Annotated in this window: 24 protein-coding genes; 20 read left to right on the forward strand and 4 right to left on the reverse strand. The window is 70.7% G+C overall.

The window, feature by feature from the left end:
- Positions 1-42: 42 nt before the first annotated feature.
- The 4 genes from ggt (at position 43) to R3E98_14680 (ending at position 4,689) form a co-directional block, all read left to right on the forward strand.
- Entirely contained in the window at positions 43-1,797 is a 1,755-nt protein-coding gene (gene ggt / locus R3E98_14665; protein ID MEZ4424649.1) for a gamma-glutamyltransferase, read from the forward strand.
- Positions 1,798-2,246: 449 nt separating this feature from the next.
- Entirely contained in the window at positions 2,247-2,861 is a 615-nt protein-coding gene (locus R3E98_14670) for a hypothetical protein (GenBank protein ID MEZ4424650.1), read from the forward strand.
- Between the two features lie 56 nt (positions 2,862-2,917).
- On the forward strand, positions 2,918-3,835 hold the full coding sequence (locus R3E98_14675; GenBank protein MEZ4424651.1) for a radical SAM protein: 918 nt from the start codon (positions 2,918-2,920) through the stop codon (positions 3,833-3,835).
- A gap of 59 nt (positions 3,836-3,894) precedes the next feature.
- Positions 3,895-4,689, forward strand: a complete 795-nt coding sequence (locus R3E98_14680) for a metallophosphoesterase family protein (GenBank protein ID MEZ4424652.1) — start codon at positions 3,895-3,897, stop codon at positions 4,687-4,689.
- Positions 4,690-4,716: 27 nt separating this feature from the next.
- Here the strand turns inward: R3E98_14680 and R3E98_14685 are convergent, their stop codons facing one another.
- The gene (locus tag R3E98_14685; GenBank protein MEZ4424653.1) at positions 4,717-6,852 is read right to left on the reverse strand and encodes an ATPase, T2SS/T4P/T4SS family; all 2,136 of its coding nucleotides are present in this window, start codon (positions 6,850-6,852) and stop codon (positions 4,717-4,719) included.
- Between the two features lie 176 nt (positions 6,853-7,028).
- Between R3E98_14685 and R3E98_14690 the strand changes: the two genes are divergently transcribed.
- The gene (locus R3E98_14690; GenBank protein MEZ4424654.1) at positions 7,029-8,852 is read left to right on the forward strand and encodes a DegV family protein; all 1,824 of its coding nucleotides are present in this window, start codon (positions 7,029-7,031) and stop codon (positions 8,850-8,852) included.
- Between the two features lie 25 nt (positions 8,853-8,877).
- Here R3E98_14690 and R3E98_14695 read toward each other — a convergent pair whose 3' ends face one another.
- Both R3E98_14695 and rho read right to left on the reverse strand, forming a co-directional pair.
- Positions 8,878-9,321, reverse strand: a complete 444-nt coding sequence (locus R3E98_14695) for a hypothetical protein (protein MEZ4424655.1) — start codon at positions 9,319-9,321, stop codon at positions 8,878-8,880.
- 13 nt (positions 9,322-9,334) lie between these two features.
- Positions 9,335-10,591: a transcription termination factor Rho gene (gene rho / locus R3E98_14700; protein MEZ4424656.1), complete on the reverse strand. Its 1,257-nt coding sequence runs from the start codon at positions 10,589-10,591 to the stop codon at positions 9,335-9,337.
- A gap of 216 nt (positions 10,592-10,807) precedes the next feature.
- Here rho and R3E98_14705 point away from each other — a divergent pair, with 216 nt between their 5' ends.
- The 6 genes from R3E98_14705 (at position 10,808) to trxB (ending at position 15,912) form a co-directional block, all read left to right on the forward strand.
- The gene (locus R3E98_14705) at positions 10,808-11,200 is read left to right on the forward strand and encodes a hypothetical protein (GenBank protein ID MEZ4424657.1); all 393 of its coding nucleotides are present in this window, start codon (positions 10,808-10,810) and stop codon (positions 11,198-11,200) included.
- 52 nt (positions 11,201-11,252) lie between these two features.
- Positions 11,253-12,035: an ABC transporter permease gene (locus R3E98_14710; protein ID MEZ4424658.1), complete on the forward strand. Its 783-nt coding sequence runs from the start codon at positions 11,253-11,255 to the stop codon at positions 12,033-12,035.
- A complete protein-coding gene (locus R3E98_14715; protein ID MEZ4424659.1) occupies positions 12,032-12,781 on the forward strand; it encodes an ABC transporter ATP-binding protein in 750 nt (249 codons plus the stop codon). Before R3E98_14710 ends, R3E98_14715 begins: the two co-directional genes overlap by 4 nt.
- Positions 12,778-13,764 carry an MlaD family protein gene (locus R3E98_14720; protein MEZ4424660.1) on the forward strand — a complete coding sequence of 329 codons (987 nt, stop codon included), beginning with the start codon at positions 12,778-12,780 and terminating at the stop codon, positions 13,762-13,764. The genes R3E98_14715 and R3E98_14720 overlap by 4 nt, the downstream gene beginning before the upstream one ends.
- Positions 13,765-13,906: 142 nt before the next feature.
- Entirely contained in the window at positions 13,907-14,917 is a 1,011-nt protein-coding gene (locus R3E98_14725) for an NAD(P)/FAD-dependent oxidoreductase (GenBank protein ID MEZ4424661.1), read from the forward strand.
- Positions 14,918-14,925: 8 nt separating this feature from the next.
- On the forward strand, positions 14,926-15,912 hold the full coding sequence (gene trxB / locus R3E98_14730) for a thioredoxin-disulfide reductase (GenBank protein MEZ4424662.1): 987 nt from the start codon (positions 14,926-14,928) through the stop codon (positions 15,910-15,912).
- Positions 15,913-15,930: 18 nt separating this feature from the next.
- Here trxB and R3E98_14735 read toward each other — a convergent pair whose 3' ends face one another.
- Positions 15,931-16,659: an SDR family oxidoreductase gene (locus R3E98_14735; protein ID MEZ4424663.1), complete on the reverse strand. Its 729-nt coding sequence runs from the start codon at positions 16,657-16,659 to the stop codon at positions 15,931-15,933.
- 111 nt (positions 16,660-16,770) lie between these two features.
- Here R3E98_14735 and R3E98_14740 point away from each other — a divergent pair, with 111 nt between their 5' ends.
- The 9 genes from R3E98_14740 to R3E98_14780 all read left to right on the forward strand — a co-directional run bounded on the left by R3E98_14740 (position 16,771) and on the right by R3E98_14780 (position 23,130).
- Positions 16,771-17,487, forward strand: a complete 717-nt coding sequence (locus R3E98_14740) for an SDR family oxidoreductase (GenBank protein MEZ4424664.1) — start codon at positions 16,771-16,773, stop codon at positions 17,485-17,487.
- 16 nt (positions 17,488-17,503) lie between these two features.
- Positions 17,504-18,898, forward strand: a complete 1,395-nt coding sequence (locus R3E98_14745) for a class II fumarate hydratase (protein ID MEZ4424665.1) — start codon at positions 17,504-17,506, stop codon at positions 18,896-18,898.
- 488 nt (positions 18,899-19,386) lie between these two features.
- Positions 19,387-19,803 (forward strand): 6-carboxytetrahydropterin synthase, encoded by a 417-nt coding sequence (locus R3E98_14750; GenBank protein ID MEZ4424666.1) that lies wholly within the window; start codon positions 19,387-19,389, stop codon positions 19,801-19,803.
- A gap of 31 nt (positions 19,804-19,834) precedes the next feature.
- Positions 19,835-20,425 (forward strand): GTP cyclohydrolase I FolE, encoded by a 591-nt coding sequence (folE, locus tag R3E98_14755; GenBank protein MEZ4424667.1) that lies wholly within the window; start codon positions 19,835-19,837, stop codon positions 20,423-20,425.
- A 4-nt stretch (positions 20,426-20,429) separates the two neighbouring features.
- Positions 20,430-21,131 carry an SDR family oxidoreductase gene (locus R3E98_14760; GenBank protein ID MEZ4424668.1) on the forward strand — a complete coding sequence of 234 codons (702 nt, stop codon included), beginning with the start codon at positions 20,430-20,432 and terminating at the stop codon, positions 21,129-21,131.
- A 40-nt stretch (positions 21,132-21,171) separates the two neighbouring features.
- Entirely contained in the window at positions 21,172-21,543 is a 372-nt protein-coding gene (gene queD / locus R3E98_14765; protein MEZ4424669.1) for a 6-carboxytetrahydropterin synthase QueD, read from the forward strand.
- A gap of 10 nt (positions 21,544-21,553) precedes the next feature.
- Entirely contained in the window at positions 21,554-22,171 is a 618-nt protein-coding gene (locus R3E98_14770) for a Trm112 family protein (protein ID MEZ4424670.1), read from the forward strand.
- 67 nt (positions 22,172-22,238) lie between these two features.
- Positions 22,239-22,688 carry a tetratricopeptide repeat protein gene (locus tag R3E98_14775; protein ID MEZ4424671.1) on the forward strand — a complete coding sequence of 150 codons (450 nt, stop codon included), beginning with the start codon at positions 22,239-22,241 and terminating at the stop codon, positions 22,686-22,688.
- Positions 22,675-23,130 carry an OsmC family protein gene (locus R3E98_14780; GenBank protein MEZ4424672.1) on the forward strand — a complete coding sequence of 152 codons (456 nt, stop codon included), beginning with the start codon at positions 22,675-22,677 and terminating at the stop codon, positions 23,128-23,130. Before R3E98_14775 ends, R3E98_14780 begins: the two co-directional genes overlap by 14 nt.
- Positions 23,131-23,220: the final 90 nt, after the last annotated feature.

A 23,220-nucleotide genomic window follows, 5' to 3' on the forward strand; every position in this document is an offset into this window, starting at 1 on the left:
CCTCGGGGCCGCGGATCCTCACCACGGTTCGGAGTGCCTGCGATGCGTCCGAGAGCCCACCTCCGCCGCGGCGGCGTCGCCGCTCCCCTCGCTCTTGCCCTGGCCGTCGCGACCGCGGGGGCCGGCACGTGGCTGGCGGTGCGGGCGGATGCAGCCGCGCCGGTGCGTGCGGGCGATCCCGTCCGCGCTCCGAACGGCATGGTGGTCTCCCAGTCCGCGATCGCCAGCGAGGTGGGCGCGCGCGTGCTGGAGGAGGGCGGCAACGCCATCGATGCGGCAGTGGCCACGGGGCTCGCGCTCGCGGTCACGCATCCCACCGCCGGCAACATCGGCGGTGGGGGCTTCATGGTGGTTCGCTTCCCGGATGGCCGCGTGACAGCCTACGACTTCCGGGAGCGGGCGCCGGCGGCCGCGCACCCCGACATGTTCCTCGAGGCCGACGGCGAGTACTCGCCGGAGCGGCATCACAACTCGCACCTGGCCGTGGGTGTGCCGGGAACCGTGGCCGGCTTCTGGATGGCGCACGCCGCACACGGGAGCCGCAGCTGGGAGGATCTCGTGGATCCCGCGGTGGAGCTGGCCCGCGACGGATTCCCCGTGAGCGAAGACCTGGCCGACGGCCTGGACTACCTCCTGCGCGACGCCCGCGAGCGCGGCTACACGGCCACGGTGGACGCCTACTCCAACGCAGGTCGACCCTGGACGGCCGGCGAGACGATCCGCCTCCCCGACCTCGCGCGCACGTTGGCCCGCATCCGCGACCAGGGTCGCGACGGCTTCTACCGGGGCGAGACGGCACGGATGCTCGCGGCCGAGATGGAGCGCGGGGGCGGGTGGATCACCGAAGCGGATCTGGCGGACTATGAAGCCGTCGAACGCGAGCCGGTGGTGGGCACCTACCGGGGCTACGAGCTGATCAGCATGCCCCCGCCCTCCAGCGGAGGCGTGGCCCTGATCGAGATGCTCAACATCCTCGAGGGCTACGACCTGGCCGCCCTGGGGCACAATTCACCGGCCTACCTGCACCTGCTCGGCGAGGCGATGCGGCGGGCCTTCCTGGATCGGGCGCGCTGGCTGGGCGATCCGGACTTCGTGGAGATGCCGCTGGAGCGCCTGACCAGCAAGGCCTACGCGGCCGAGCTGCGCGCCGGGATCGATCCGGAGCGCGCCAGCGCGTCGGACTCCGTGGCGGTGGAGGTCGCCTACGAGAGCCCGGAGACCACCCACTACTCCGTCGTCGACAAGGACGGGATGGCCGTCTCCGTGACGTACACGCTCGAGTTCGGGTACGGCTCCCGCATCGTGGTGCCGGGCGCGGGTTTCCTCCTCAACAACGAGATGGGCGACTTCAATGCCCATCCCGGGGTCACCACCTCCTCGGGGCTGATCGGCACGCCTGCCAATGTCGCGCGGCCCGGGAAGCGGATGCTGTCGTCCATGTCGCCCAGCATCGTGGCCCGGGACGGCGAGCTCGTGGCGGTGATCGGCACGCCCGGCGGGCGGACCATCATCAACACGGTGCTCCAGGTCTTCCTGAACGTGGTGGACTTCGGGATGGACATCCAGGAGGCCGTGGACGCCCCCCGCATCCACCACCAGTGGCTGCCCGACCGGATCCGGATGGAGGAGGGCGGGCTGGACGAGGCGGGGGTGGCGGCGCTACGCGCGCTGGGCCATACCGTGTCGGTCGGGGGTCAGCAGGGGTCGGCCAACTCCATCATGATCGACCCCCGGACAGGCGACCGTCTGGGCGCCCCCGATCCCCGCTCCGAGGACGCCGGGGCGGCCGGCCACTGAGCCGGCCGCGGGCGTCCGGCGCGCCAGGCGGTGCGGGGAGGCCGCAGGCGGAGCCTCGACCCGACGGGGGCGGGCGGCCCGGTCGTTCGCGTACAGGATGAACCCGATCAAGCCGGCGATGACGATCAGGACGATCAGCCCGACGAGGACGCGGATCCACCGCTGGCGTCGGGTCTGACGTTCGTCGGGGCCACGGCCCCCTCGGACCAGGATGCGCATGCGGGAGCGTGCTGCTAGAACAGTGCCCGCGGCCCGGTGACGGCTTCGACCGGGAGGCAGGCCTCCCGCCCCACCGGGCCGGGTGGCGGCACGAGGTGCGCCGGCGGGCGCGACGCTCGGGGCGTCTGGCCGATGTCTTGCAAAGTCCGCAGCGGGGGTGGGGAATCCTGCGGATCGGACGCGACGCCCCCGACCCGACGAGCGGGCAATCTACATCCCGGACGATCCCCATGCCTACCACGCGCCGCCTGCTGCTCGCCTTCGGCCTCCTGATCGGGGGAGGTCCCGCGGCCGTCGCGGCCCAGGAGGGGGAGGGACAGGCGTTCTCCGTGGAGGCTCGGCTGGGGGTGAGCTTCCCCACCGGTGAGCTGTCCCGGGGCCAGCGGGGGATTGCCACCAACGCCGGGATCTCGCGCGGGGTATCCGCATTGCTGCGGGTGCGGCCGGGACTGGGGCTGTACGGAGGATGGAGCCGCCACGGCGTCGCCTGCAGTGGGGATTCCGACTGCGCGCCCGATGCGGTGGTCGCGTCGTCGGGCTTCGAAGCCGGCGTGCGCATCGTGCTGCCCCATCAGACGGTCACCACGCCCTGGTTCCGCGGCGGCGTCACGCTCCACCGGTTCTCCTACGATCTCGATGGTGTGGTCCTCCGCTCGGACGTCACGCCCGGGGTGGAGGTGGGGGTGGGGGCGGACGTGCGCGTGCACCGCTTCCTGGCCCTGGCACCGGCGCTGCGCTTCGTCTACTACCGCACGGACATCAACCTGGAGACCTTCAACACGGGCGCCGAACCGTTCCAGGTCTCTGCGCTCGTCGTCGACCTGGGCGCCCGCCTGCGGTTCTAGTCGCTGGGGGTCCAACGGCCGTTGCCCGCGCCCCGGGCGCGCGCGAGCTTCGGCCCATGATCCCTCCGCACCCGCCTGCCGCTCCCGCCGCGCCCGAGGTCCCGCTCAGGGCCCTGGACCAGCTCTGGTTCCAGGTGAGCGGGACGGTGTGCAATCTGCGCTGCCGGCACTGCTTCATCTCCTGTGCGCCCGACAACCACGCCTTCTGGTTCCTCTCCCGGGCCGACGTGCGGCGCGCGCTGGATGCGTCCGTGCATCTGGGCGTGAAGGAGTACTACTTCACCGGCGGGGAGCCGTTCATGAACCGCGAGCTGCCGGACATGCTCGCCGATAGCCTGGCGCTGGGACCCGTGACCGTCCTGACGAACGCGACGCTGCTCGGCGACCGGGCCGTGGACCGACTCGCGCGTCTGGCGGAGGGCTCGCCCTACTCGTTGGAGGTGCGGGTGAGCCTCGACGGCGTGACCGCGCCCGTCAACGACGCGATCCGGGGTGAGGGCACCTTCGCCCGTGCCCTGGACGGCACCCGCCGGCTGGTGCAGGCGGGATTCCTGCCGATCCTCACGGCCATGCAGCACTGGCCGGACGCGGAGTCCGACGCGGTGCTGGACGGGTTCCGGTCCTTGCTGGCCGGTCTGGGCTACCGGCAGCCCCGCATCAAGATCCTCCCCCCTCTGCGCATCGGCGGCGAAGCGAGCCGCACCCACGGCTACGCGTCCGAGGAACGGGTGACCGCGGAGATGGTCGAGGCGCTGGGGACGGACGCGCTGTTGTGCGCCTCGGCGCGACTGGTGACGGCCCGGGGCGTGTGGGTCTGTCCCATCCTGTTGGACGATCCGGCCGCGCGGGTGGCCGACACGCTGGAGGAGGCGGTCGACGTACCGGCTCGCCTCGAACAGAGCGCCTGCTACACCTGCTGGCTGCACGGCGCGCTCTGCGCCAACGTGTCCGTGGCGCAGGCGGCGGGCCAGTGACGGAGGCCGGCCGCGCGGGGACACCCGGGCGCGAGCGCGATGGAGATCCGTGGACGGACGTGCCCCGTCACAGCCGCGTGGCGCTGTTCGGCGGGATCTACTCCAACCACGTAGCCCTGGCGCGAGCGATCGACGATGCCCGCGACCGCGGTGCCGATGCGGTGTACGCGCTGGGCGACCTGGGCGCCTTCGGCCCCCACCCCGACAAGGTGTTCCCCCTCCTGGAGCGCGAGGGCATCCCGGTCGTGCGTGGCAACTACGACGACTCGATCGCACGTGGGCTGGACGACTGCCAGTGCGGATACACCGATCCGCGGGACAACCACTTCGCCCGTCTCTCCTACGAGTATACGCTCGCGCACACGGCGTCCGCGCACCGCGCCCGCATGGCCACCTTCCCGGAGGCGCTCCGCTTCCGCGTGGGCGATCTCCGCGTCCTGGCCTGCCACGGCAGTCCCCGGCGCATGAACGAGTTCCTCTGGGAATCGGCGACGCCCACCCATTTCCTGGAGCGGCTCACCCGCCACTACGACACGGACGTGATCGTCGGCACCCACACCGGCCTGCACTGGCAGCGGCAGGTGGGGCCGCACGCCTGGTACGTCAATGCCGGCGCGCTGGGCCGTCCCGCCAACGACGGGCGCACGGAGGTGTGGTATGCCCTCATCGAAGCGGACGGGAAGGGTGCCCTGCAGACCCGGTTCGTCCCGCTGGCCTACGACCACGAAGCCCTGGCGGACGAGATGCGCGACGAGCGGTTGCCGGAGGAGTTCATCGCCACCATCCGCACGGGGTGGTGGACCACCTGTCTGGAGGTGCTCCCCGGGAAGGAGCGGGCGCGCGGGCGGTACTGAGGCTGCCGCGGATCGGCGGCAGCCCGCTCAGACCGTGACCGGCGCCTCGGACAGCGCGGTCCCCAGGAGCGCATCGTAGGAGCCGGCGCGACGCAGCACGGCCCGGACCCGGACCGCGAGACGGGACGCATCGACCGGCTTGCGCAGATAGTCGTCGGCGCCGGCCTCGATCAGCTCGATCTCGAGGTTCGGGTCCTGCTCGGCGGTGAGCACCACGACCGGAAGCGCCGCCATGCGCGCGGAGGTCCGGATGCGCTGCAGGACCTCGGCGCCCCCCATGCGTGGCATGTTGAGGTCCAGGAGCACCAGGGACGTGTCGTCGTTCATCTCCAGGTGCATCACGGCCGTGTCGCCATCGGACGCCTCGTCGACGTCGAAGCCGCGCGCTTCCAGGATGGTGCGGGCCAGCAAGCGTACCTCGGGGGAGTCGTCCACCACCAGGATGCGCGGCCGCGTGCGGGTGGGCACCACGACCGCCAGGGTGGGGGGCAGGTTGCGCTCGACCTCGAGCAGGGAGGTCTGGCCGCTCCGCACGCGGTCGAACATCGCTTCTTCGAGCGTGTGACGCTCGACGCTCTCGAGCGCTTCGGCGAAGGCACGCCGTGCGATCGCTCCCGGCAGCGCGTCGGTGATGGCCACCGTACCGGTGACCAGGGTCTCACCGCTGAACCCGGTCTGATGGCAGGACTCGCAGCCGCTGGCGTGCGCGGCGGGCGTGACCCCGTACGCCGAGGCCAGGCTGCGCTCCCGCGACGGCAGCCGGTCCATCGTCTGGACCGGGTGCGCGCAGTGCGGGCAGAGGGTCCGGAGCGAGCTGTGCTGCACGATCGCGCGCAGGGCGTGCGCGGCGCGCTCCGGGCCCACCTCCTCCGGCGCGAGCTCGTCCACCGCGGCGGCCGGGCTGTTGGCCTCCACGGCGGTGACGATCCACGTCCCGGATCCGGCGGCCTCCAGGGCGAGCCGGGCCGCGTCGGGGTCGTCCAACCGGCCGAGCACGACGGCGGTGGGCGTGTCGTCGAGCGCCTGGGCCAGCGCCTCGCCGAAGCGGAAGCCCGCGTCGGGATCGGCCTGGATCTGCCGGATGTCCGCGAGCGGCGCCGGGAGGGACGAGTCCACCAGGGTGACCGGGCCCAGGGGCACGAGGGCCTGCGCGAAGGCGGTCAGGAGCGTCTCGCGGCCCCGGCCGGGAGGCCCGGCGAGGAGCACGAGCCCCGGCGGCCCGTCCAGCACGGCCCGCAGCGCGTCGGATTCCGCCAGGGGGAGGCCGAGATCGGTCAGCGTGGGCCGCAGCGACGGATCCGTGACCCGCACCACGACGCTCTCGACCGCGCGGCCGGGCTCGGAGCGCACGCGCATCACGAACCGCCGACCGTCCACGGAGGCGCTGAACTGGCCTTCCTGCGGGCCCGAGCGCTCCGCGAGGTCGAGTCGCGCGAGCTCCTTGAGGCGGCGCACGACGCGCACCAGCGCCGGATACGGGAGGTGCATGAAATGCTGGAGCTCGGTGCCGATCCGGAACTGGACCTGCCCGCCCTCGGCGGTACCGGCCACCCGCACCTCCGAGGCGCCCACCGCGGTCGCCTGGCGCAGCGTGCGCTTGACCAGGCTCGCCACCGGACGGGTGTCGGAATAGGAGTCGGCCGGCGCGCCCAGCGTCTGGTCCCGCACGATCTCGACGTCGTCGCGGGCCACCTCGGCGGCCAGGTTCTGCAGCACGAACTCGATGATCCGGCTGCGGGAATAGCAGTGGTCGATCGCGTCCTGCAGGGGGCCGGGCGCCGCGACCTGGAAGACCGCGCGGCGTCCGGAGAGGAACTGGAGGTCCTGCTCGGCGTGGGCGTTCGTCGGGTCGGCCGTCGCCGCGACGATGACCTGGTCGGAAGCCCGGAGCGGCAGGATGCCGTGCTTGCGGGCGGTCTGCTCGGGGAGGAGCTTCGCGGCGTGGGGCTCGGCAGCGGCCAGATCGGCGAGCTTCAGGCGGAAATGGGCGGCCACCCGCTCCGCGAGGGCCTCCTCGGAGAGGCTGCTCCGCTGGGCGATCTCGGCCCACGCCGCCCGGACCTGGCTGAACGGGGGGTTCGGATCCAGCGCCAGCCCGCGCAGGCCCGCGGCCTCCGCGACGTCCTCCAGCCAGTGCCGTCCAGGTGTGCGAGTCGTGTACACGCCTTCCCCATCGAAAGGGAATCCGTGCCGCCCGGACCAGGTCCGAACGGCGGAATCCGTTGATTCCCCGGGCCGGCGGCCGTCCGGGCGCGGGGCGACGCGGTCCGGATTTCAAGAGGCATGCCAGGGGCGGGAGCCCTTCTCCGGCGCTCCTCCCCGTCCCATCTTGGCGCTCCATGCAGATCGCCTATGTGGACGGCCCCCGGTTCCGGCGCTCGCTCCTGGCCGCGTGCGGCTACGCCGAACGCCGGCGTCAGGATCTCAACCGGATCAACGTCTTTCCCGTCCCGGACGGGGACACCGGCACGAACCTGGCGCTGACCGTGCGCGCCATCGCCGAACAACTCCGGTCCAACGCGGACCGGGACGTGGGCGCCGTGGCCAGGCGCGCCGCCGAAGCCTCGGTCCTGGGAGCCCGTGGCAATTGCGGCATGATGCTCTCCCACTTCCTCCTGGGGTTCGCGGAGCGGGTGGGCTCGGCCGAGCGCATCTCCACCCACGACTTCGGGTGCGCGCTGGCCTCCGGCGTCGAGCGCCTCACGGGGGCGCTGGAGCGCCCGGTGGAAGGCACCATGCTCACGGTGATGCGCGACACCGCGGAGGCCGCCCACCAGACGCGCACGGACGACTTCCTGCCCTTCCTGGAGCGCATCCTGGCGGTGGCCCGCACATCCCTCGCGCGGACCCCCGACCTGCTTCCGGCGCTGCGCAAGGCGGGCGTGGTGGATGCGGGCGCCAAGGGCTTCGTGAGCCTCCTCGAGGGGGTCGTGCTGTTCGTGCACGGGGATCCGCTCGTCGAGGCGGCGGAGTCCTTCGACTCCGCCCCGGACGCGGCTGCGGTCGCTGCGGTCGACTACCCCGCCGAGAGCGAGACCTACCGCTTCTGCACGGAAGCGCTGGTGCGCGGGACGGACCTGCCCGATCGCGACCAGGTGCGGGTGCGGCTGCAGGGGCTGGGGGACTCGCTCATCGTCATCCGGGCCGAGGGTCTGCTCAAGCTGCACATCCACACGGACGACCCCGAGGCGGTCTTCCGGTACCTGCGCTCGGTGGGCACGCTGACCGCGCACAAGGCGGAGGACATGCGGGCGCAGCACGAGGTGGTCGAGCGCGCCGCGGCGTCGGGACACCTCACGCTGGCGCGGCGACCGGTCTCGGTGGTGATGGACTCGTCCGGGGACGTCCCCGACGACGTGCGCCGTCAGCACGGCATCCACGTGGTGCCGCTCATGCTGATGGAGGGCGAGCGCGCGTTGCGCGACCGGGTGGACATCACCGCGGAGGAGTTCCACCGCCGCATGCAGGACGGCGGTCCCCTGCCCACCACGTCGCAGCCGCCCCCCGGTGCCTTCGTCGAGGCCTATCGTGCGGCCGCCCAGGACGGGGAGACCGTGCTGTCCGTGGTGCTCGGCTCCGCGCTCTCGGGGACCCACACCTCCGCCCGGACGGCGGCCACGGCGGTGCCGGACGCGGACGTGCGGGTCTTCGACTCGCGGGCGGCCTCGGCGCTCCTCGGTCTGCTGGCGCTGAAGGCTGCCGAGCTGGGCGAAGCCGGTGTCGCGCCGGACGAGATCCTCGAGACGCTGGAGCGCATCCGCGACCGGTCGGGCATCGTCTTCACGGTCGACACCTTCGACCGCCTGCTGGCCTCGGGTCGGGTGGGGAAGGGGCGGGCCTTGCTGGGCTCCCTGCTCAACGTCAAGCCCATCCTGGGCCTCTCGCGGGACGGCAAGGTGGTCCCGGTCGGCAAGGTGATGGGCCGTGAGCGCCTGCTCCCCGCGGTGCTGGACCTGCTGGCGCGGGAGATCCCCGAGGATCATCCGGTCCGGTTCGGGCTGGTGCACGTCGCCTGTCCCGAAGTGATCGAAGGGGTGGCGAGCGCCCTGCGCGCGCGCTTCGGGGAGGTGGATGTCTGGACCCTGCCGGCCACGCCGGTCATCGCCACGCACACCGGTCCGGGCGCGTGGGCCGTGGCCTACCTGGTGGAGGACCCGCTGTAGACGGGACGGTCCCGCGCGTAGCGCGTCAGCGCAGCTTCAGGCGACCCTGCACGAGGAGCGCGTAGGTCGCGCGCTGGGCGGCACTGGGCTCGATCGGCAGGCCGACCAGCTGCGCCCGAGCCCCACGCTCGCGCGGCAGGTGCAGCACGAGCCGGTCGAGCGGGGTGGGAGGGACGTGTGGGTGGCGTCGGCCGCTCGCGTCCACCTCCACCGCGTCCCCCGGGGCGGACCACTCGGCCAGACGGCAGCCGAAGTCCAACCAGGCTTCGATCGGGTCGGCAGCACCGCTGGCGATGCTCGGCACCAGTTCGTCGCGATAGAACGCGGTCGCGCGCTCGTAGCTCTCCGGGTCCTGTCCCTTCAGCTCCCGCATGCGCTCACGGTAGTACTCGCGCGGGTCGCGTGCGCCCCGGGCCGCGAGGGCCTCCTCGAAGCGTGCGTCGGCCGTCTGTTGCGGATCGGCGGACATCCAGTGCGAGCCCTCAGCCGCCGGCGGCCATGGAGTCGAGGAACTCCTTGTTGCTGGCCGTGCGGCGCATGCGCTCGAGCAGGAAGTGGATGGACTCCGTGGACGGCATGTCCGCCAGGAAGTTGCGCAGCAGGTATACGCGGTTCAGCTCCGCCTCGGAGAGCAGCAGCTCCTCCTTGCGGGTACCCGAACGGTTGATGTCGATGGCGGGGAAGACGCGCTTGTCGGCGATGTGGCGGTCGAGGATGAGCTCCATGTTGCCGGTGCCCTTGAACTCCTCGAAGATCACTTCGTCCATGCGGCTGCCGGTCTCGATGAGCGCCGTGGCGATGATCGTGAGCGATCCACCCTCGTCGATGTTGCGGGCCGCGCCGAAGAAGCGTTTGGGCTTGTGCAGCGCGTTGGCGTCCACGCCGCCCGACAGGATCTTGCCCGAGTGCGGGACGGTCACGTTGTAGGCGCGCGCCAGGCGGGTGATCGAGTCCAGAAGGATGACCACGTCGCGTCCGTGTTCCACCAGCCGCTTGGCCTTCTCCAGCACCATCTCGGCCACCTGCGTGTGGCGGTCGGCGGGCTCGTCGAACGTGGAGGAGATCACCTCGGCCCGGACGTTCTCCTCCATGTCGGTCACCTCTTCGGGCCGCTCGTCGATGAGCAGCACGATCAGGTAGACCTCCGGATAGTTGGTGGCGATGGAGTTGGCCATCTTCTGCAGCAGGGTCGTCTTTCCCGCCTTGGGCGGGGAGACGATGAGGCCGCGCTGTCCTTTGCCGATCGGCGCGATCAGGTCCACGACGCGCATCGCGAGCGGGTTGTCCTCGACCTGCTCCAGACGGAGACGGTGCTCGGGATAGCGTGGCCGTAGATTGTCGAACGCGATCCGGTGCTTGGCCTTCTCGGGCTCGTCCCCGTTGACGGTCTCCACCTTGAGCAGCGCGAGATAGCGCTCTCCATCCTTGGGGGGACGCACCTGACCCAGGATCGTATCGCCGGTGCGCAGATCGAAGCGCTTGATCTGCGATGGGCTGACGTAGATGTCGTCGGGACCGTAGAGGTAGTTCCAGTCCTGCGAGCGCAGGAACCCGTAGCCTTCCGGCAGGATCTCGAGCACACCTTCCCCGCGTAGCACGACCTCGCTGTCGAGGAGGTTCTGCTCGATGCGGAAGATCAGATCCTGCTTGCGCATCCCGGAGTAGTTCTGGATGCTGAGCTCTTCGGCCATCTCATGGAGCTCGGGGATGCTCTTGCTCTTGAGTTCGGCGATGTCCACGGGAGGGAGGCTCCTGGGTCGTCGGGGAACGGCCCAAAGACGCGGGGGAGTCGGATGGCGGTCGTTGGCGCGTTCCGGCCGGACCGCGCGGAGGCTCAGGGGTCGAGCCCGAGTCTAGGGGCGGCCCACCCACCCGGTCAAGACTCGCCTTGACAGCCCCCCGTGCCGGGCAGAACGTACCTCTCCTTTCTCCTCATCGTCGGTTCCGGAGGGTGTGTGCCGCGGCACAATCGCACGGGCAAGGGTGTCGATCAGAGGGACCAGCCCTATCGCATCGACTACCAGCCCGACTGGCTGCGCCGCGTGAAGGTGACCCGGAAGCTCCTTTCCGGTCGCCAGTCCACCATGAACCTCTTCCGCAACCCGTCTCCGTATCGGCAGTCGGAGCCCGGTTCCACGACGCGCACCGCCGTGGCCTCGGAAGACGGACACATCGACTTCGCGATCACCGTCACGGATCCGCGCATGCGGGTTCGCCGCGTGACGGTCACGTACGAGCTCGACCCGCCGGAACGCGCCCCGCGGGGAAGGCGCGGCGGAGCGGTACGCGGTGAGGAAGTGGTCTTCACGTTCGAGGACGGACTGAAGCAGGGGCCCACCGGACGCTGATCCCCGACATCCCCGTGTCCGACCTCGACCGGGCCGGGAGCGAAGAGTCGCCATGCCTACACTCCTGAAGGTGCTGTTCGGCGCCATCGGGCGCGCGATCTTCGATCTCGCCGCGGGGATCGGTCGGTGGGGACAGCTGGTGTTCGCCACGGCCCGGAGCGTTCCGCGGCTGCGCGAGTGGTTCCGGCATCTGCCCGCCCAGATGGCGCGCATCGGGGTCGAGTCCGTCCCCATCGCCGCGTTCATCGCGCTCTTCACCGGCGTCGTGCTCGCGTTGCAGGCCTCCTACACCTTCACCGGCGCCATCCCCCTGTACTTCGTGGGCACGCTGGTGGGCAAGACCATGATCCTGGAGTTGGGGCCTGTGCTCACCGGGCTGGCGCTCTCCGGACGCGTCGGCGCCAACATCGCGGCCGAGCTCGGCACCATGCGCGTCACCGAGCAGATCGACGCGCTGGAAACGCTCGGGTACGATCCGATCGACTATCTCGTCACGCCGCGCGTGGTGGCGGGGGTGGCCATGTTCCCCGCCGTCATGGTGCTGGCCACCACGGTCGGCGTCATCGCCGGGTGGCTCACCGCGCTCGGCCTGCTCGACATGAGCACCCCGGAGTTCCTGAAGGGGCTCCGCCTGTTCTTCGAGCCTTTCGACGTGCAGTTCGCCATCATCAAAGGACTGAGCTTCGGCGCCATCCTGACGTCCATCGGCTGCTTCTTCGGCTTCACCACACAGGGAGGGGCCGAAGGGGTCGGGCGCTCCACGACGCGGGCGGTGGTGGTGAGCAGCATGGCCATCCTGGTCCTCGACGCGTTCTGGGCCGCGGCGCTGCTGTGAGCATCCGTCTGGTGGGCCTGCACAAGTCGTTCGGGACCAAGACGGTCCTGGACGGCGTCGACCTGGAGGTCGCGGAAGGCGGCACCGTCGCCGTCATGGGCAGTTCGGGGGTGGGCAAGTCCGTGCTGCTGAAACACGTGGTCGGGCTGCTCCGTCCGGATCGGGGCGAGATCTGGGTGGACGGGGACAACGTGAACGGGCTGTCGGGAGAGGGGCTGCGGGATCTGCGGCGCAAGGTGGGGTACGTCTTCCAGTTCGCCGCCCTGTTCGACTCGCTGACGATCGCCGACAACATCTGCCTCGGCCTGCGCCGGCTCCCCGACTGGGACGACGCCCGCATCCGGGAGCGCGTGGAGGAGTGCCTCCACCTGGTGGACCTCGAGGGGTATGGCGAGCGCTTCCCGGCCCAACTGTCCGGCGGGCAGCGCAAGCGGGCGGGGTTGGCCCGGGCCATCGCGACCCGGCCCCGCTACCTGCTCTACGACGAGCCCACCACCGGGCTGGACCCGGTCACCACCACCGTGATCGACCGCCTCATCATGCGGATGCGTGACGAGCTCGGCGTCACGAGCGTGGTGATCACGCACGATCTGACGTCCGCCTTCCGGGTATCGGACCGGGTGGCGATGCTGCATGACGGGAGGATCCGCTTCTTCGGGACCCCCCAGGAGATCCAGGAGGCCACCGATCCCGTCGTGCGCGGGTTCGTGGCGGGGCTCCCCGAGCTGTTCGAGGAGGCGACATGAGACGCAAGGAAGTGCTCGTCGGTCTGGTGATCGTCCTGGCGACGGCCGTGGCGGTCGGCGGCACGCTCTTCCTGAAGGGAGCCTCGCTGCGCCGGAACATGACGCCGATGCAGGCGCTGCTCTTCGAGGCCGGGCAGCTCGCGCCGGGCAATTCGGTCAAGTTCCGCGGTGTGGCCATCGGTCGGGTGGAGGAGATCCGGGTCGCGCCGTCGGGGAGGGCCGTCGCCGTGGATCTATTGGTCCAGCGTGACGTCAATCTGCCGCAGGACGCGGCCGTGGTCGTCTCGCCGGAGTCGCTCTTCGGGGACTGGCAGGTCGAGATCGTGTCACGCGCGGACTTCCCGAGCTACGACTTCCTCGTCGTCGACGGGTCGCAGGCCCTGCCGGGCCACACCCTGCCCGACCTGTCGCGCCTCACCGCGACGGCGGACGAGATCGCCGAGAACCTGACCGTGCTGACGGACCGCGTGGAGCTGGCCTTCACGGAGGAGACCGCGCGCAACCTGGCGCGGGCGATCGACAACATCGGCTCCGTCAGCGACGAGCTGAATCGCCTCGTGACGCAGCAGGCGCGCTCCGTGGAGCAATTGACCGCGGAAGTGGCCGAGACCGCCGCCGAGGTGGGGGCGGCGTCGCAGGAAGCGGGTGCCACCTTCGCGCGCGTCAACCGCATGCTGGACAGCGGAGCGGCCGACTCCACCCTCGGCGACGCCCGCGAGACCCTGGCGGCCCTGCGTTCCGCCTCCACGCGGCTGGATGCGACCCTGGCGCAGGTGGATTCCACGTTGGCGGTGGGCGCCTCGGCCCTCGGTCGCTTCGAGCGCATCGGGGCCTCCATCGAGTCCGGCGAGGGGACGTTGGGGCTGCTCCTGTCCAACAACGAGCTGGCCGTGCGCGCCGAGGCCGTGCTGACCCAGCTCGACCTGCTGCTGGCCGACTTCCGCGAGAACCCCCAGCGGTACGTGCGCCTGTCCATCTTCTGAGGCGATCCGGCCCCCGCCGGGCCGTTGCTCTGAGGAGTGTGGGGGTTATTGTTGAGCGCTTCCCAGGCGCCCGCGGGACGGTGGGGGCCTGCTCCGCCCCCCGCGCCCGCAGGCCCTCCCCACTTCTCCAGCGATCTGCCCGATGGCTTCCGACGACATCCGCGACCTGATCATCATCGGGGGCGGCCCCACCGGCCTCTTCGGTGCCTTCTACGCGGGGCTGCGCGGCCTCCGTACCGCCATCATCGACTCCCTTCCCGAGCTCGGGGGTCAGCTCACGGCCCTCTATCCCGAGAAGTACGTGTTCGACGTGGGCGGGATCCCGCGGATCCTGGCCAAGGACCTGGCCCGCGACCTGGTGGCCCAGGGGCTCCAGTTCGGTGCCGAGACGATCCTGGACGAGGAGCTGGGCGGGCTCCAGCGGGAGGACGATCACTGGCGCCTCGTGGGCCGCACCGGCGAGTACCGGGCCCGGGCCCTGCTGATCGCGGGCGGGAAGGGGGCCTTCGAGCCCCGGCACCTGGAGGTGCCGGGCTACCACGAGCTGATGGGCCGGGGCGTGTACTATGCGGTCAAGGACCCCGAATCCTATCGCGGCAAGCGCGTGGTGATCGTGGGCGGGGGCGATTCGGCCCTGGACTGGACGCTGGCCTTGAAGGATGTCGCCAGCCAGGTGGTGCTGCTCCACCGCCGGGACGGATTCCGGGCGCACGAGCAGTCGGTCGAGGCGCTGCAGGCCGCCGTGGTGGCCGGAACCGTCGACCTGCGCACCTTCCACGAGGTGCGCTGCGTGGAGGGTCGGGAACTCGTGGAGGCGGTCACCGTGTTCGACAACCGGACGGACCTCGACGACCGCCTGGCCGCCGATGCCTTGCTGTGCTTCCTGGGCTTCAAGCCGGACCTGGGGCCCATCAAGGAGTGGGGCCTCGACATCCGCAAGAACCGCATCCTCGTCACGTCGCTGATGGAGACCAACCTGCAGGGCGTCTACGCCGCGGGAGACATCGTCGACTACGACGGGAAGCTCGACCTCATCGCCACCGGGTTCGCCGAGGCGGCCATCGCCGTGAACAACGCGGCCCGCTTCCTCGACCCGTCGGCCCGGGTCAACCCCGGCCACTCCACGAACCTCAAGATCTTCGAGAACAAGTGAGGCCTTCGATGCAGCGCGAGAAGCTGGTCATCGTCGGATCGGGTCCTGCCGCCTGGACGGCTGCCATCTACGCGGCCCGGGCCGACCTGGAGCCCCTGGTGTTCGAAGGGGAGCCCAGCCGCGAGATGATCCCCGGCGGTCAGCTCATGTTCACCACCGAGGTGGAGAACTACCCCGGGTTCCCCGAGTCCATCACCGGTCCGGAGATGATGCAGAAGTTCCGCGACCAGGCGGTGCGCTTCGGCACCCGGGTGGTCTCGGAGAACGTCGACCGCGTGGATCTGTCCGAGCGGCCGTTCCGGGTGGAGCCGAGCCGCAGCGAGCCGCTCCTCGCCGAGACCCTCATCGTCGCCACCGGGGCCCGGGCCAACTGGCTGGGTCTGGACAACGAGACCCGTCTGGCGCAGTCGGGGGGTGGCGTGTCCGCCTGTGCGGTCTGCGACGGCGCCCTTCCGCACTACCGCGGGAAGCGGCTGGTGGTCGTCGGAGGCGGCGACTCCGCGATGGAGGAGGCGCTCTATCTCACGAAGTTCGCGGGCGAAGTGGTGATCGTGCACCGTCGCGACGAATTCCGCGCCTCGCGCATCATGGCCGACCGCGTGCTCGCCCACGAGAAGATCCGCGTGCTGTGGAACCGCACCGTCGTGGACGTGATCGGCGATCAGGAGGTCACCGCCATCCAGCTCGAGGACGTCCGGACCGGCGCACGGGAGGAGCTGGAGATCGGCGGCCTGTTCGTGGCCATCGGACACACGCCCAACACCGGCTTCCTGGATCGGCAGATCGAGCTGGATGCACAGGGCTACGTGCAGATCCAGCAGCCGTTCCGCACGCTGACGAGCGTCGAGGGCGTGTTCGCCGCCGGGGACGTCATGGACAGCTACTACCGGCAGGCCATCACATCGGCGGGAACGGGGTGCATGGCGGCCCTGGACGCCGAGCGCTTCCTGGCCCACCACGAGGTGGCGGTCCCGCCGGTCTCCCACCGGACCTGACGCGGCCCCGTCCCGGGGTCAGCCCAGGGCCAGGCCTCCGTCCACCAGGATGACGTCCCCCGTGACGTAGCGGGCGTCGGCCAGGAAGAGCGCCGCGTCCACGACGTCCTGGGGTGTGCCCAGCCGGTCGAGCAGCGTCTTGCCCCGCTCGCGGTCGAGCTCGGAGTCGCTCGTGCCCTCCGGAGGGAGCACCGTTCCGGGCGCGATGGCGTTGACCCGGACCGCGGGCGCGAAGGCCTTGGCCATCACCTTGGTCAGGTGCAGCAGCGCCGCCTTCGACACCGAATGGTGTGGATAGCGCGTCCAGGGGCGGAAGGCCGAGATGTCGACGATGTTGACGATGCAGCCCCGGCTGGCCTGGAGCAGCGGCGCGGCGTGCTTCGACATCAGGAAAGGCCCGCGCAGGTTGACGCCCATCACCTCGTCCCACTCCGTGGCGTCGATCGCCAGGAGCTGGTTCTCGCGGAAGGTGGAGGCGCTGTTGATGAGCACGTCCAGCCGTCCCAGCTCCTGCCCGACCGACTCCAGCATCCGGGAGACCTGGTCTTCGCTGGCGACGTCCCCTTGGAGCAGCAGGCAGCGCCGTCCGCCCTTCTCGATGCGACGCGCGAGCGCGCGCGCCTCCTTGTCGGAGCTCTTGTAGTTCAGCGCGACGTCATAGCCCCGCTCCGCGAACCCGCGGCACAGCGCGGCGCCCACGCGCACGGCGCCGCCCGTCACCATGACCACCCTGTCTCGCTCTGCCACCGCCGCTGCCACTCCTGGTGCCGGTCCGCGCTGCCTCAAGCTACCCGCGCGGCGGTGGACCGGGCTACCTTTGCTACCCGAGGATGTCCCGACCCGCCGCAGGAGCAGCCCATGGACCTGTCGACACACGTGGCCCTCGTCACCGGCGGTACCCGCGGGATCGGCCGCGCGATCGTCCAGCGACTCCTGGAGGAGGGCGCCCGGGTCGCCCTCTGCGCCCGCTCCGCCGGGGACGTCGAGGCGGCCGTCCAGGAGTTGAGCGCGTCCCATGGGGACCGGGTGTTCGGCAGGTCGTGCGACGTGCGGGACGCCGGATCGGTGCGGACCACCGTGGATGCGGTGGTACAGCGCTTCGGTCGCCTCTCCGTCCTGGTCAACAATGCCGGCCTGGGTGTGTTCGCCCCGCTGGGTGAGCTCTCCGTGGACGACTGGCAGCTCCAGATCGACACCAACCTGGGCGGCGTCTTCCACTGCTCGACCGCGGCGCTTCCCCATCTGGCCGACGCCGGCGGAGCCTGGATCATCAACGTGGGATCCCTGGCCAGCCGCAATGCCTTCGCGGGCGGGGTGGGCTACAATGCCTCCAAGTTCGGCCTGCTGGGCATGACCGAAGCCATGATGCTCGACGTGCGCTACCAGGACATCCGCGTCAGCCTGGTGATGCCCGGGAGCGTCAACACCGAGTTTCGCGGACGGACGGTCGAGGAGGACACCTGGCGACTGACCTCGGACGACGTGGCCCGGGCGGTCGTGGACCTGCTCCGCTATCCAGCCAATGCGCACGTGAGCCGGGTCGAGCTCCGGCCGTCCCAACCACCCCGCAACTGAAGGAAGGAACCACCCCATGAGCTCCACGACCCGCGTCGAGCGCGATTCGCTCGGTGAGGTGCAGGTCCCCGCGGACGCGCTCTACGGCGCGCAGACCCAACGCGCGGTGGAGAACTTCCCCATCAGCGGCCGGCCCTTCGGCCGTCGGTTCATCGAGGCGTTGGGGATCGTCAAGCGCGCCGCGGCCCGCACCAACGAAGAGCTGGGCGGCTTGGATGCCACGCTGGCCGCCGCCATCGGCGAGGCGGCGGGAGAGGTGAGCAGCGGCCGCTGGGACGCGCAGTTCCCGATCGACGTGTACCAGACCGGCTCCGGCACGTCGACCAACATGAACGCCAACGAGGTGATCGCCACCCGCGCCACGCAGATCCTGGGGGGGGACCCGCGGGTCCATCCCAACGATCACGTCAACATGGCGCAATCGTCCAACGACGTGATCCCCACGGCCATCCACGTATCGGGAGCCCTGGCGCTGCACCGGGACCTGCTGCCCGCGCTGGACGAGCTTGCGACCGCGCTGGAGCAGAAGGCCCAGGCCTTCGACGACATCGTGAAGTCCGGGCGGACACACCTCATGGACGCCACGCCCGTGCGCCTGGGGCAGGAGTTCGGCGGGTACGCCGCCCAGGTGCGGCGGGGGATGGAGCGCGTGGAACGCGCCATCGCCGAGCTGGAGGAGCTCGCCCTCGGGGGGACGGCGGTCGGCACCGGCATCAACACGCACCCCGAGTTCGCCGCGAAGACCATCGCGCGGATCTCCGAGGCCACGGGCCTGTCCTTCCGGGAAGCCGACAACCACTTCGAGGCCCAGGGTGCCCGCGACGCGGTCGTGAGCGCGTCGGGAGCCCTGAACACGGTGGCGGTCTCGCTCATGAAGATCGCCGACGACATCCGCTGGCTGGCGAGCGGCCCCACGTCCGGCCTGGCCGAGATCCAGCTTCCCGCCGTCCAGCCGGGCAGCTCCATCATGCCGGGCAAGGTCAATCCCGTGCTCAGCGAAGCGCTCATGATGGTGGCTGCCCGGGTGGCGGGGAACCACACCACCATCACGGTCGGCGGAAGCCGCGGGAACTTCGAGCTCAACGTCATGATGCCGGTGATGGTCGACGCGTTGCTCGAATCCATCCTGCTCCTCGCGGGCGGCGCACGCGCCTTCACGCGTCGGTGCGTGGTGGGCATCGAGCCCAACCGTGAGCGCATCCGGGAGCTGCTGGAGAAGAACCCGGCCATCGCGACCGCGCTCAACCTGTTCATCGGCTACGACCGGGCCGCGGAGGTGGCCAAGGAATCCGCCAAGCGCGGCGCTTCCGTGCGGGACGTGGTGCGCGAGAAGGGGCTTCTGCCGGAGGACCAGCTGGACACGGCGCTGGACGTCCGTTCCATGACCGAGCCCGGTCTTCCGCGAGGCTGAAGCGGGGTGCGCCGCGGCACGCATCCTGCGGATGGTGGGAGCGGCGGGAACGCTTGGACGGGACCGGCCCCGCACGGTATATTGGACAGCGAATATCGAGCGTGCTGAAGGGATTTCATTATTGAGCCAACAAAAGTGAAGCCGGGACTGACTCCCGAAGCCGACGACCTGCCCCCGAGGGGGACTTCGGACGCAACGGGGGAGTCACCATTCCTTGGACCCGGGCTTCAATAACCCCCTTCAGTACGTTCAACCCGGTCGGGCCGACGCCTCACGAGGCGCCGGCCCGATCTTCGTTCCGGGCGGCGGGCCCCCGTCGACCACCCCTCCCGTCCGGCCCCGGGAGCATCGGGATGGCCGCGGCGGCCGTTGCGCTCTCCGGGCGGGACCGTTTCCGGAAGGCCGGGGGTAGCGGTGACCGGATTCCCGGCGGGGTCCGGCACCAGAGGGAAGGGGCCGGACCGCCGGGCCTGGTGGGAGAGTCCAGAATGCCGAGAGTCCGCGTGACGCGGCGCCTCCATTTCAGCGCCGCCCACCGCCTGCATCGGCCGGATTGGCCGGAGGAACGCAACCAGGCCGTCTTCGGCGACTGCGCCAATCCCAACTGGCACGGACACAACTACGAAGTGGACGTCACGGTCGAGGGAGAGGTGGATCCCGAGACCGGATTCGTGCTGGATCTGAAGGTGCTGCGGGACGCGGTGGAACGGCACGTCCTGGCGGACGTGGACCATCGCAACCTGAACACCGAGGTGCCGTGGCTGTCCGGGACCAACCCGACCACCGAGAACGTCGCGGTGGCCATGTGGCACCGCATCGTCGATCACCTGCCGGACGCCGTGGAGCTGGTCCGGATCACCCTGTGGGAGACGCCGCGCAACTATGTCGAGTACGATGGACGGTAGTGCCCCCGTGACCGCAGTGCCCGGCGCCGACGTGGCGTCCGCCCTGGCGCAGGCCAGCTTCCCCGAGCTGGTCGCGGAGATGCTGCGACGGCTGGGGGAGGATCCGGGCCGCGAAGGTCTGCTCCGTACGCCCGAGCGGGTGGAGAAGTCCATGCGGTTCCTGACGCGCGGCTACGCGCTCACGGCGGCCGATGCGCTGGGGGAAGGGATCTTCCAGGAGCCGCACAACAACATGGTGCTCGTGAAGGACATCGAGATGTACTCGCTGTGCGAGCACCACATGCTGCCCTTCATCGGGAAGGTCCACCTGGCCTACATCCCCTCCGGACGCATCATCGGGCTGAGCAAGGCGGCCCGCCTCGTCGAGGTCTATGCGCGTCGCTTCCAGGTGCAGGAGCGTCTGACGGAGCAGATCGCGCAGGCGCTGTGGGACGCCATCCGTCCCCAGGGGGTCGGCGTGGTCGTGGAGGCCTTCCACCTCTGCATGATGATGCGCGGCGTGGAGAAGCAGAACTCCAAGACCATCACCTCCGCCATGCGGGGCGTCTTCCTCGAGAACGAGGGCACGCGCAGCGAGTTCCTGCGCTACGCGATGACGCCGCACAGCCCGCTGGGGTCGTAGCGCCGTGCAGGGAAGGAGCGTCCTGGTCACCGGGGCCACCCAAGGGATCGGCGGTGCGGTGGCCGAGATCCTCGTCGCCGCGGGCGCGCGGGTCGTGATCGCTGCGCGCACGGAAAGCCGACTGCGCTCCTCCGCGGAGCGCCTGGGCTGCGACTGGCTGGCCGTGGACCTGGCCACCCCGGCCGCGGTCGAGCGGACGGCGGACCAGGTCCGGACCCGTCTGGGCGCGGTGCCCGACGCCGTCGTCAGCGCCGCCGGGGCCTTTGCGCTGTCGGACGTGGAGCGGACGTCGGCCGAGGCCCTGGAACGGATGCTCGCCCTGAATCTGCGCGTGCCCTTCGACTGGATCCGGTGCTTCCTGCCGGAGATGAAGGCGCGGGGACACGGAGACCTGCTGCACGTGGGCTCCGTGGCCGGGCGCAGGGCCTTCCCCGGGAATGCCGGCTACAGCGCCTCCAAGTTCGGGCTGCGCGGATTGCACGAGGTCCTGGTCGCGGAGTTGGCCGGGACGGGGGTGCGCAGCACGCTGATCGAGCCGGCCGCGGTCGACACCCCGTTGTGGGATCCGATCGACCCCGATGCCGATCCCACCCTCCCTTCGCGGGGACAGATGCTCCAGCCGGCCGACGTGGCCGAGGCCATCCTGTTCGCGTTGACCCGGCCGGCCCACGTGTGCGTCCCCCTGATCCAGATCCAGCGAGCGTGAGGCTCGCGCCACCCCGCAACGCCCGAGACGCAGAGACCGCATGTATACCGTGAGTGCGCGCGCCCACTACGACTCCGCCCACTTCCTGCGCAACTACAAAGGCAAGTGCGAGCGGCTGCACGGGCATCGGTATGTGGTGGAGGCCGCCGTGCGTACCGAGCGCCTGAACGACTCCGGGATCGCCTTCGACTTCGTGGAGCTCAAGCGCCACCTCCGGGAGATCGCCGGTCGGCTCGATCACCAGCTCATCAACGAGATCCCTCCCTTCGACGAGTGGGAGACCAGCGCCGAGAACCAGGCGCGCTGGTTCTACGAGGAGCTGCGCAAGGTGCTGCCGCCGGAGATCGCCACCGGTCTGGTGCACACGCGGGTCTGGGAGACTCCGGACCAGTACGCCCAATACGAGCCCTGAACCGACGCGCGTGCACCTTCTCCTCACCGATCGGCTCGCCTGTCCACACTGCGGTCCCGCGTTCGGGCTGATCCTCCTGGCTCGCACCCTCGAGGAGAGACGGGTCCTGGAGGGTGAGCTGGGCTGCCCCAACTGCCGCCAGCGCTACGCGGTGCGCGCGGGGCTCGCGGACCTGCGGGCGACCGCGTCCTCGACGACGCCCCCGTCCACGCTGGAGGCCGCTACGGCGGAGGAGGCACTCCGGGTCGCCGCGCTCGTCGGGGTCCGCGAGGGTCCGGCGCAGGTCCTGTTGCACGGCCGGGCGGCCCGGTTCGCTCCGACGCTCGCCGAGCAGCTCCCCGACGTGCACTGGATCGCCGACCACCCGGCCGTCGGCTCCTGGTCGGAGCAGGCGGGCGTCGAACGTGTCCGGACGGGCGGGCGGCTTCCGTTCTTCGACCGCTCCCTCCGGGCCGTGGTGGTCGAGGGTCCGGACGGGGGCGCGCTCGCGGAAGCGTCGCGGGTCGTGCAGTCCCGGGGTCGGCTCGTGCTGCTCGATCCCGCAGCGGAGGAAGCGGGCTCCGTGGAGGCGCACGGGTTCGTTCCGCTGCTGGACGACCCGCGCGCGCGTGTCTGGGAGCGTCGTTGACCGTTGCCCGGTACGCGTTGTGTCCATATGCTTTGGACACCTTGCCTGCGGAGGGTTCGAAGCAGCGATGAACTGGCTGAAGAAGCTCATCGGCGGAACGGACGGACCCAGGGGCGTCGACTACTACGCCGAGGCGATGGCGCTGTTGGACGCGGGTAGCCTGCACGAGGCCCTGACGTCGCTCCGACTGGCGCTCAAAGACACGCCCGGCGACCCTCTGGTCCTCCAACAGATCGCCATCACGTACACCCGCATGGGGCTCCTGGACGAAGCCGCCAAGACCTACCGGCACGTCCTCCAGAAGCACCCGGACACGCCCGGAGCCCACTATGGGCTGGCCTTCCTGCTCGTGCGGGGCGGCCATCTGCAGGCGGCCGCCGAGCACCTGCGGGCGTTCCTCGCGGGCGCACCCTCGGATCCGGCCTCCGCTCCCCATGTGACGCATGCCCGGGAGACGCTCGACGCGCTCGCGGCGATGGAGGACGAGGCGGGCGGGGCGGCGCGTGAGTCCGCCTGAGGTCGCTCCCCCCAATCCGGTGAAGCGCGTCCGTCTGGACTGGACCGGACGCGCGGACGTCTACGAGGGGAGCGGCGCCGGCGCCGCCATCGTGATCGACGGGAGCGGCCAGGAAGGTCCCTCGCCGATGGATGCCCTCCTGCTGGCCCTGTCCGGCTGCATGGCCATCGATGTGCGCATGATCCTGGAGAAGTCCCGGGTTCGACTGGACCGGCTGCATGTCGACGCGGTGGGAACGCGGGCGGAGAAGCCGCCCCGGCGCTTCCTCCAGATCGACCTCACCTACCGGTTGGCGGGTCCGGCCGCGGAGGACCGCCCCAAGGTGGAGCGGGCCGTACAGTTGTCCCTGGACACCTACTGCAGCGTGCTCCACTCCCTCGCACCCGACACGCGCATCAACACACGCATCGACGTGGAGGAGTCGGCCGGAGAGGGCTCGTGACCACGCTCCGCGCCTACGCCAATCCCGCTCCGGTCCCCACCGGTACGCTGGTGGAACTGTTCCTGGAGGCGTGCGACAGCTTCCCCGCGC

It is taken from the genome of Gemmatimonadota bacterium, from assembly GCA_041390125.1.
Classification (GTDB): Bacteria; Gemmatimonadota; Gemmatimonadetes; order Longimicrobiales; family Gaopeijiaceae; genus JAGQIF01.